The 8,028-nt window shown below is 66.6% G+C and carries 6 protein-coding genes and 2 pseudogenes; 2 read left to right on the forward strand and 6 right to left on the reverse strand.

Annotation, left to right across the window (positions count from 1 at the left end):
* The 3 genes and pseudogenes from ACWDZ7_RS42335 to ACWDZ7_RS42345 form a co-directional block, all read right to left on the reverse strand.
* Positions 1-1,280 (reverse strand): annotated as a pseudogene (locus ACWDZ7_RS42335) (ABC transporter permease); the annotation flags it as partial.
* Positions 1,277-1,960: an ABC transporter ATP-binding protein gene (locus tag ACWDZ7_RS42340; RefSeq protein ID WP_451804230.1), complete on the reverse strand. Its 684-nt coding sequence runs from the start codon at positions 1,958-1,960 to the stop codon at positions 1,277-1,279. The gene ACWDZ7_RS42340 and the pseudogene ACWDZ7_RS42335, both read right to left, overlap by 4 nt.
* Before the next feature lie 78 nt (positions 1,961-2,038).
* Positions 2,039-2,482: a hypothetical protein gene (locus ACWDZ7_RS42345; RefSeq protein WP_451804232.1), complete on the reverse strand. Its 444-nt coding sequence runs from the start codon at positions 2,480-2,482 to the stop codon at positions 2,039-2,041.
* A gap of 314 nt (positions 2,483-2,796) precedes the next feature.
* Here ACWDZ7_RS42345 and ACWDZ7_RS42350 point away from each other — a divergent pair.
* A pseudogene (locus ACWDZ7_RS42350) lies at positions 2,797-3,708 on the forward strand (IS630 family transposase).
* Positions 3,709-3,988: 280 nt separating this feature from the next.
* On the opposite strand, the gene vanX reads toward ACWDZ7_RS42350, so the two are convergent.
* From vanX to vanH, 3 genes are read right to left on the reverse strand one after another with little or no spacing between them, the layout of a single operon-like run.
* Positions 3,989-4,597, reverse strand: a complete 609-nt coding sequence (gene vanX / locus ACWDZ7_RS42355) for a D-Ala-D-Ala dipeptidase VanX (protein ID WP_451804234.1) — start codon at positions 4,595-4,597, stop codon at positions 3,989-3,991.
* A complete protein-coding gene (gene vanA, locus ACWDZ7_RS42360; protein WP_451804236.1) occupies positions 4,594-5,634 on the reverse strand; it encodes a D-alanine--(R)-lactate ligase in 1,041 nt (346 codons plus the stop codon). Before vanA ends, vanX begins: the two co-directional genes overlap by 4 nt.
* Positions 5,627-6,667, reverse strand: coding sequence for a D-lactate dehydrogenase VanH (vanH, locus tag ACWDZ7_RS42365; protein ID WP_451804238.1), 1,041 nt, complete (start codon positions 6,665-6,667; stop codon positions 5,627-5,629). Before vanH ends, vanA begins: the two co-directional genes overlap by 8 nt.
* Before the next feature lie 223 nt (positions 6,668-6,890).
* On the opposite strand from vanH, the gene ACWDZ7_RS42370 reads away from it, so the two are divergent.
* Positions 6,891-8,028: UDP-N-acetylmuramoyl-tripeptide--D-alanyl-D-alanine ligase (locus ACWDZ7_RS42370; protein ID WP_451804239.1), on the forward strand; the 1,138-nt coding region annotated here is incomplete at its 3' end.

Here is an 8,028-nt window from a genome sequence, read left to right on the forward strand (position 1 = left end):
GATGCGGAGAAGACCAGGAGGACCAGCCCGGTGACGACGCGCATGGCGCTGCCGGGCTCGACCTCGTTGCGGCGCATGGCCAGATTCAGGGTGAGGGAGGAAGAGCGGGCCAGACGCTTGGCGAGGAGGTACGACAGGAGCGGCATCGTAAGGACGAGGCCGAGGCCGGTGAGGAGCACGCCGAGCGGGACCAGCAGTGTGTTGATGCCCGTCGTCTGAGCCGGACGGTCGGTGAGGCCGGTCAGGCAGTAGCCGGTGACGATGCCGAGGCCGGTGACGAGCAGGAGGCCGCCCCAGACGCGGGGCGCGCGCGGGGCCGCCGTGCGGCGCGTGCTGAGCGGGCTTGCGGCAGCCGCGCGGGCGCTCGCGCGGCCGACGAACCAGGCCAGGGCCGGGCAGCCGAGCAGGCAGACGGCGAGGGTGGAGGCGGACAGCGCGCCATCGGCCGGGTACCACTTGAGACCGGGCAGACCGGTCCTGGCCATGACCTGGTTCAGCAACCAGAACTCGCCGAGGCCGAGGAGCGCGCCGAGCAATGCGGCGGCGACGGTCTCCGCGGCGTTGACTCGCTGGGTGCCCTTGGCGCTCAGGCCGAGCAGGCGCAGCGCGGCGAGACGGCGGTTACGGCTGGCGGCGGAGAGCTTGGCGCATACGGAAAGGAAGACCGCGAGCGGCAGGAGAACCAGCGTGCCCAGCGTGAAGCGCAGAATGTCGAGGGTGGAAGGCTCGATGGCGGGCACAGGCGCGTAGCCGGTACCGAAGCTCTTGAGGGCGCGGGTCGCACCGAACCCGGTGAGCTTGGAGCGGTCGGTGCCGACGTACGCGTACAGCTCGTTGGGGTCAGTGAGTCCCGCCGGGGAGATGGTCCTCTTCTGCCGGCCGGGCAGCAGCCCCTTCAAGGTGGGCTCACGCTTGAGCTGGTCGCGCAGAGCCGGGGAGACGAACACCTCGCCCGGCGAGGGGAGTTCACTCAGACCCGGCGGCGGCTTCGGAGTGTCGTTGGTGCCGCGGGCGAGGAAGACACGGTGAAAGGGCTTCGAGCCGTGCGGGTCGGACCGCTCCAGTACCAGGGTCCGGTCACGCTCGGGCTTGCCAGGGAAGACGACGGTGGCGCGGTCGGCGGCCCGGCCGTCCCGCGCGTCGAGGATCGCCGGGATCGTCAGGACGAGCGCGAGGCAGCACACGCCGAGCGACCCACCCAGGGTCATCAGCAGAAAGCGCACCCGTGTGCCGCGCCCGGAGCCGAGGAGCAGCCGCAGCCCGAGCAGGAACTCCTTCACTCCGAGGCCCCCTTGAGGGCGAGGACACCGTCGGCCATTGTGCAGCGGCGGTCCGCCTGCGCGGCAACCGTCTGGTCATGCGTCACCAGGAGCACAGCGGTGCCCTGGGAGCGGGCCAGGGACAAGAACTCCTTCAGCACGGCGTCCGCGTTCGCGCTGTCGAGCGAGCCGGTGGGCTCGTCCGCGAACACGACGGCAGGCCGGTGCACCAGCGCACGGGCGACGGCCACGCGCTGGCTCTGCCCGCCGGACACCTGCGACGGGCGCCGCTCGCGCAGTTCGGCGATGCCGAGGCGGTCAAGGACCTCGGCGGCGGCCTTCAGCGCGGGACGCTTGCGAACGCCCGCCAGCCGCAGGGGCAGCGCCGTGTTCTCCTCGATGGTCAGCTCGGGCAGCAACTCGCCGTACTGGAACACAAATCCGAATCGCTCACGCCGCAGCGTGCTGATCTCCTCGTCGCCGAGGTCTCCGAATGCCCGTCCCTCGAAGCGCACCTGCCCCCGGGCCACCGGCAGTACCCCCGCCAAGCAGTACAGAAGCGACGACTTGCCGGACCCGCTGGCCCCGGTGATCGCCACGACCTCGCCGCGGGCGAGGCTCAGATGCGCGTCGCGCACGGCGGCGGTGGAGCCGTAGGAGAGGTCAACTCCTTCGGCAACCAGGACTTCCGACGTACTCACTGTTTCCCCCAATGGGCCGGATGGGCCCCGGTCGAAGGACCGGGGCCCACATGGTGGTGCGACTGTCGCCGGCAGCGCTTATCGCCGGTACCGCTTGGTCGGCGAGCAGTTGTCCGGGTGGAACGAGCCTCGGTCACGGCATGCGCGTATCCGGGCGTCGTCCGTGTATCGGTCGGCCGGGGCCCACACGAGATAGTCCTGCCACTTCGACTTCCGCTGCTTGCCGTTGAAACGGTTCCAGTCGTGGCCTTCCGCCTTCACCTGGACGTAGACGTTGTGGCCGTCACCGGCACTGGTGTCCTTGAGCCAGCCCTTGAAGTGGAAGGCGCCGTGCGTCCTGGGCCCGGCGGGCTCCCACTTGTACTTGCCCGAGTGGAACGAGACGCCGCCACTCTTGCGTGTCGAGATCTTGTGCCACGACGCGGCCGCCTCGACATCACCACTCGCCCCCGCGAATGCGGCCCCTGTCCCGGCGAAGAAGAGCCCAGCGGTAAGCGCGCCGACTGCCAACTTCCGATTCACTTATGTCCTCCCGTTTGTTGCGCTGCCGTTGACCGCATGTCCATGATCGGCAACCACGGGAGCTTAACAGTCGGTCACCGCATGAACACGGGGCTCCCGTGTGAGGTGTCCCACGCCCCGGTTCGCCGCGAAACGCGGTGCTCTGGTACGCGCTTTCGGGGCCGTAGTGACCGGAACGGATGGGGCACGCGTGCGCGACGCCATACGGTACTTGCCCCCAAATCCTGAACACATCTTATGCGGCTTCGGTCAGCGCCCGTTCGGCCCTGGAGGGTCTCTCTTATAAAGCTCGCGTTGACCTTTCGGCGGCGGCGTTGTCCGCCGAGCGACGGCAGTTGCGGGAACAGATCCGGTTCGAGGCAGGTGAGCGGTTCGCGCGGGGCGAGGGAAACGCGGTGATCGCGAAGGATCCGCGGGTGAGTGAGCGGTCGGTGGAGCGATGGCGGCGGGCCTGGCGCGAAGGCGGCACGACCGCCCTCGCCTCGGCCGGACCGCCGAAATCGCCCAAGCTGACCGACGACCGGTTCGCCGAGCTGGAGGAGGAGCTGGTTGGCGGCCCGGCCGCGCACGGCCGGCAGGACCAGCGCTCGACCCTGGCGAGGATCCGGGCACTGATCTTGTGGAAGTTCGCACTGGACGTCTCGCCGGCGGCGGTCTGGCGGCTGCTGCACAGACACGGCTGGTCCTGGCAGTCGCCCGCCCGCCGGGCCCTGGAACGCGACGAGCACGCCGTCGAGTTGTGGAAGAAGGACCTGTGGCCGCAGGCGGAATGACCGCGGCGGCGCTCGGGGACTTCCTCGTCTTCGAGGACGAGGCGGGGTTCGGGATGACCCCGCCACGGGGCCCGCACCTGGGGATGGCGCGGAGATACGCCGGTGGTGCGGGTGCGCGGCCGGTCCTGGCGCCGCTACTCGATCGCCGCCCTGTGCTGCTACCGGCCGGGCGCCTCCAGCTCAAGGCCCCCATCGTCCTCATCCGGGAACAACCTCAACACTCACCGGGCCGCCGGAATGCGCCAGTACGCCGCCGAACACGACTGGCTCACCCATCGTCCACCTGCCGCCCTACGCACCGGACCTGAACCCCGTGAAAGGCATCTGGCCGCTACCGCGGCGCGGACCGCTGGCCAACGTCGCCTTCACCGCCCCGACCTGATCGACGGCTGCCTCACCGGCACCGCACTTGAGCTGACCCACCCTCCGACAACATCCCGAGAAGGTCAGTAGGCGGCAGCCTTGAGGGGCCGGAGTGGGTGCTTAAATGATCTTGAGGTCGTCGACGGTCCGGTCCTCTGGGCGCAAGCCGCGACGTGAGCGCAGCGGACCGCTTGTGTCAGCGGGTGAGTCTTGCCGAGTACGCGTGCGGTGTCGGGACAGGGTCTGCTCGAACAGCGGGACCGCCCCGCCCGGATTCCCCGCCGGGCCGCGGCGATGGTTGTGCCCACGGGCGATGGTTGTGCCCACACCGGAGGCACCAGTTGGAATGGCGCCCTGACGTGACATTCCCTTACGTGATGGGAAAGTCAAAGTAGGTGTCCGGGTAAGGTTCATCTTTCAGGGTGTAATGCCACCATTCGCACTCGTACGGGCTGAAACCGCAGGACTCCATGATGGAGCGGAGGTGTTGTCGGTTTTTCGCCTCGGATGGTGTGACCCCGTGTGCTCCGTGATGCGAGATCGGATCCATCAGGTCGTGGCCACCACCCATGGCGGCAAGTTCTCCGGTGGCCAAGTGGTAGAGCGTCAAGTCGACGGTGCTGCCCCGGCTGTGGCCGGACTTTTCGGCAACATATCCCATCTCGAACATATCGGCTCTGTCGATATTCGGATGGTGTCGCTGCTTCGTGCGACCATCCTCCGGCAGCTTCGACCAGCGCACAAAGCAGTCTACGGCGCGTTGGGGGCGGTATCCGTCCCAGATGAGCAGGCCGAAGCCTTGGGAGCGGGCCTTTTCTCGCGCTCTTTCCAGGGCCGCGAACAAAGGCCTGGTACCGACGATTCGATTGGCCAGGTAGCCGTCCACGGGTTTGCCGGTAAAGTTGTCCCAGGTGGCGTACTTGGCATCCCAGCGTATTCCGGGTGCACATTCGTCCAGGAAGGCAAAGTTGTCATTCACCGTATCTTCCCCGTCAGTGCCAGCGTCACCATCCGGTCGATCACTTCGGTCAGTGTCATCCCCGCGGCCGCCATCATCCTCGGATAACGGCTGTAGGAGGTCAGGCCGGGCAATGTGTTGACCTCGTTGAGGACTACACTTCCATCCTCCTTGAGGAACATGTCCACCCGTGCCAGGCCGCTGCAGCCCAGGGCGCGGTAGACAGTCTTCGCCGTCTCCTGAATGAGCGAGCGCGACTCCGCTGAAATGTCGGCAGGAACGATGAACGTTGAGTTCTCGGATCCGCTCTCCGGATCCTTCTCCTGATGGATCTTGAAGAACCCGTGCGACAGCGCGATTCGATCCACCTCGCCTGCGATCAAATCCAGTTCGTTCCCCAGGATGGCGCATCCGACTTCGCTGCCGACGACAGCCTCTTCGATCAGTACCTTGGAGTCGTACTGTCGCGCGAGTTCCACCGCAGGCAGCAGTTCTTCTTTTTGCGACACCTTGCTGACGCCGAAGGATGACCCCGAACGGGCCGGCTTCGCAAAGACGGGATACGTCAGCTGCTCGGGATCAATATTGTCGTTCGCCGCAACGGTCCAGAACTTCGGGGTGGCGATATGGGCGCTCCTGGCGATGCGGTACGCAAGGGACTTGTCCATGCACAGAGCGGAACTCTGTACGTCACAGCCCGCGTAGGGGATGCCGGTGAGCTCCAACAGGCCTTGCATCGCGCCGTCTTCGCCGAGTTTGCCGTGCAGGATGGGCAACACGACGTCCAGACCGATCGTGCTGTAGCGCCCCTGCTCCAGGACGAGCAATCCGCGTACGCTTCTGTCCGGTGACAGCAGTGCCGGACGACAGTTTCCGCTCTCCCAGTCCGGGCCGGGGCCGTCACAGAGTTTCCAGGCACCGCTCTGCGTGATCCCGATGTAGAAGGGCTCGTACTTGTCGAGATCGATACTTCTTGCGACCTCTTGCGCAGATTTGATGGAGATGGGGTGCTCTTCGGAGCAGCCTCCGAATATAATGCCGACGTTCAGCTTATCCATGCTGGTTCCTGCTTTCGAATTCCAGGCAATTGGTGATGGAGTTTGCGACCGTGTCGCTCAGGGCGTGGTCTGTGTAGTAGGCGGTGTGCGGACTAATGATCACATTCGGCAGCTCTTGCAGCCGCAACAACGCCTTGCTGTCAATGGGCTTGTTTCGGCAATCGTTGTAGAAGATTCCTTCCTCTCCTTCGAGGACGTCCAGCGCGGCACCGCCCAGGCGGCCGTTTTCCAATGCGGAAACAAGAGCTTCGGTGTCGACAAGTGAACCGCGTCCAGTATTGACAACGTATGAGCCGTGCTTCATCTGCTCGATGCGGTGGTGATTCAGGAGGTGGTGAGTATCGGCAGTGAGCGGCGTGTGGAGCGTGACGATGTCGCTCAGCTGCAGCAAGGTATCGATAGGCACGTAATCGGCCTCGGCCGTGGGGCGGCTGTCGTGGGCCAGTGTCCGGCACCCGAAACCCCGCAGCCTGTCCAGGACCGCTACACCAATGCGCCCCGTTCCCACGACTCCGACGGTCAGATCGCGAAGCTCTTTTCCGCGGACGTCGTTCAACCGGTAATCGTGAACATCTGCGTGACGGATGATGGATTTTGCATGTCGCGCCGACATCAGCATCAGCATCAATGTGTAGTCGGCCACACTGTCGGGAGAATAGGCGACGTTTTCCACGGAGATGCCGACGCTCGCCGCGTATCCCACATCGATGTGGTTATATCCCACGCTTCTTGTGGAGATATAAGCCACACCTGCCCGGCTGAGTGCAAGAAGTGTGGAATTTGTGATGCCAGTTTTATGGCTGACGCTGATGCACCGGTTTCCTTTTGCCAAATCAACGTTGGCTTCGGATACCGCTTCCTCGGTGATGGTGGGAATGGCGCCGGCGCGGGGCGCCATCTCTCGGAACAAGGCGGCCTCGTCCTTTTCACATCCATAAACCGTGACTCCCGTGGGTGCGACGGCTGTGGGATGCGACGACGTCAGCGATTGGGTGCGGCCGGCCGCCGTGTGTGCTGGTTCGCTGTAGGTCATACCTACAGCCAAGGCGGCATGGTGTTGCCGGAACGTATGGGGTTTTCGATATGTCCACGATATGCTACTCGCCGGTAGCATATCGTCAGCGTATCGAAAACCGCATACGCGCCAACAACACCATGCCGCCTTGACTTGAGGCGTGACCTACAGCGAACCAGCCTCTTCGCACCTCCCGCTCGCCGGCCTCGCTCCTGCTCGCCGGCTCCCGCGCCGCGCGGGCATAGTCCCACTCAGCCTCGGCGAGATCGCCGCGGTCGTCGGCGGGAGGGTCGCGGGCGACGACGCAGTGACGGTGACCGCGCCGGCCGTGCTCGACGGCCGGCTGGCCGAGCCGGGCGGCCTCTTCGTCGCCATCGCCGGAAAGCGTGATGACGGCCACGACTACGCCGGCCAGGCCGGCGAGGCCGGGGCGGTGGCTGTGCTCGGCTCCCAGCCCACTGCGCTGCCCACCGTCGTCGTCGAGGATGTCCAGGCGGCACTGCAGGCGCTGGCCACCCACGTCGTGGCCCGGCTGCGCAACGGGCTGACCGTGGTGGGGCTGACCGGCTCCCAGGGGAAAACCAGCACCAAGGACCTGTTGGCTGCCGTGCTTTCGCACGCGGGGCCGACGGTCGCCACCATCGGCTCGCTCAACAACGAGCTCGGTGTACCGCTCACCATGCTGCGCGCCGACATGGGCACCCAGTTCCTCGTCCTTGAGATGGGGGCTCGCCACATCGGCGACATCGCCGCGCTCGCGGGCCTGGCCGCGCCTGACATCGCCGTCGTCCTCAACGTCGGCCAGGCCCACCTCGCTGAGTTCGGGTCGCGCGGGGCCATCGCCAAGGCCAAGGGGGAGCTGGTGGAGGGGCTGGCGCCCGGCGGTACCGCCGTCCTCAACGCCGACGATCCCCGGGGGCTCGCGATGCGCGCGCTCACCGACGGTCCGGTGGTGACCTTCGGGCGGGCCGAGCACTCCGACGTACGGGTGCTCGACCTGGCGCTGGACCGGCTCGGCCGGCCGTCCTTCACGCTGCGGACCGCCGACGACTCGGCTCGCGTCGAGCTGCCGCTGGTGGGCGCGCACCAGGCACTCAACGCGTCGGCTGCCGCGGCGGCGGGGCTGGCGGCCGGCATACCCCTCAAGGTGGCCGCGGCGGCATTGGGCACAGTCTCGCTGTCGAAGTGGCGCATGGAGCTGCGCGACCTCGCCGGCGGCGCGATGCTGCTCAACGACTCCTACAACGCCAACCCCGACTCGACCCGCGCCGCCCTGGACGCGCTGGCAGCAATCGAGGGCGGGCGCCGCGTCGCCGTCCTCGGCGAAATGCTCGAACTCGGCGACGACAGCGAGAGCGAGCACCGCGCCATCGGCGCGT

It is taken from the genome of Streptomyces sp. NPDC003032, assembly GCF_053591415.1.

Coding starts and splice junctions, on each gene's coding strand:
- vanA (WP_451804236.1), bottom strand. CDS start 5,634: ATGGATAAGCTGAACGTCGGCATTATATTCGGAGGCTGCTCCGAAGAG.
- vanH (WP_451804238.1), bottom strand. CDS start 6,667: ATGACCTACAGCGAACCAGCACACACGGCGGCCGGCCGCACCCAATCG.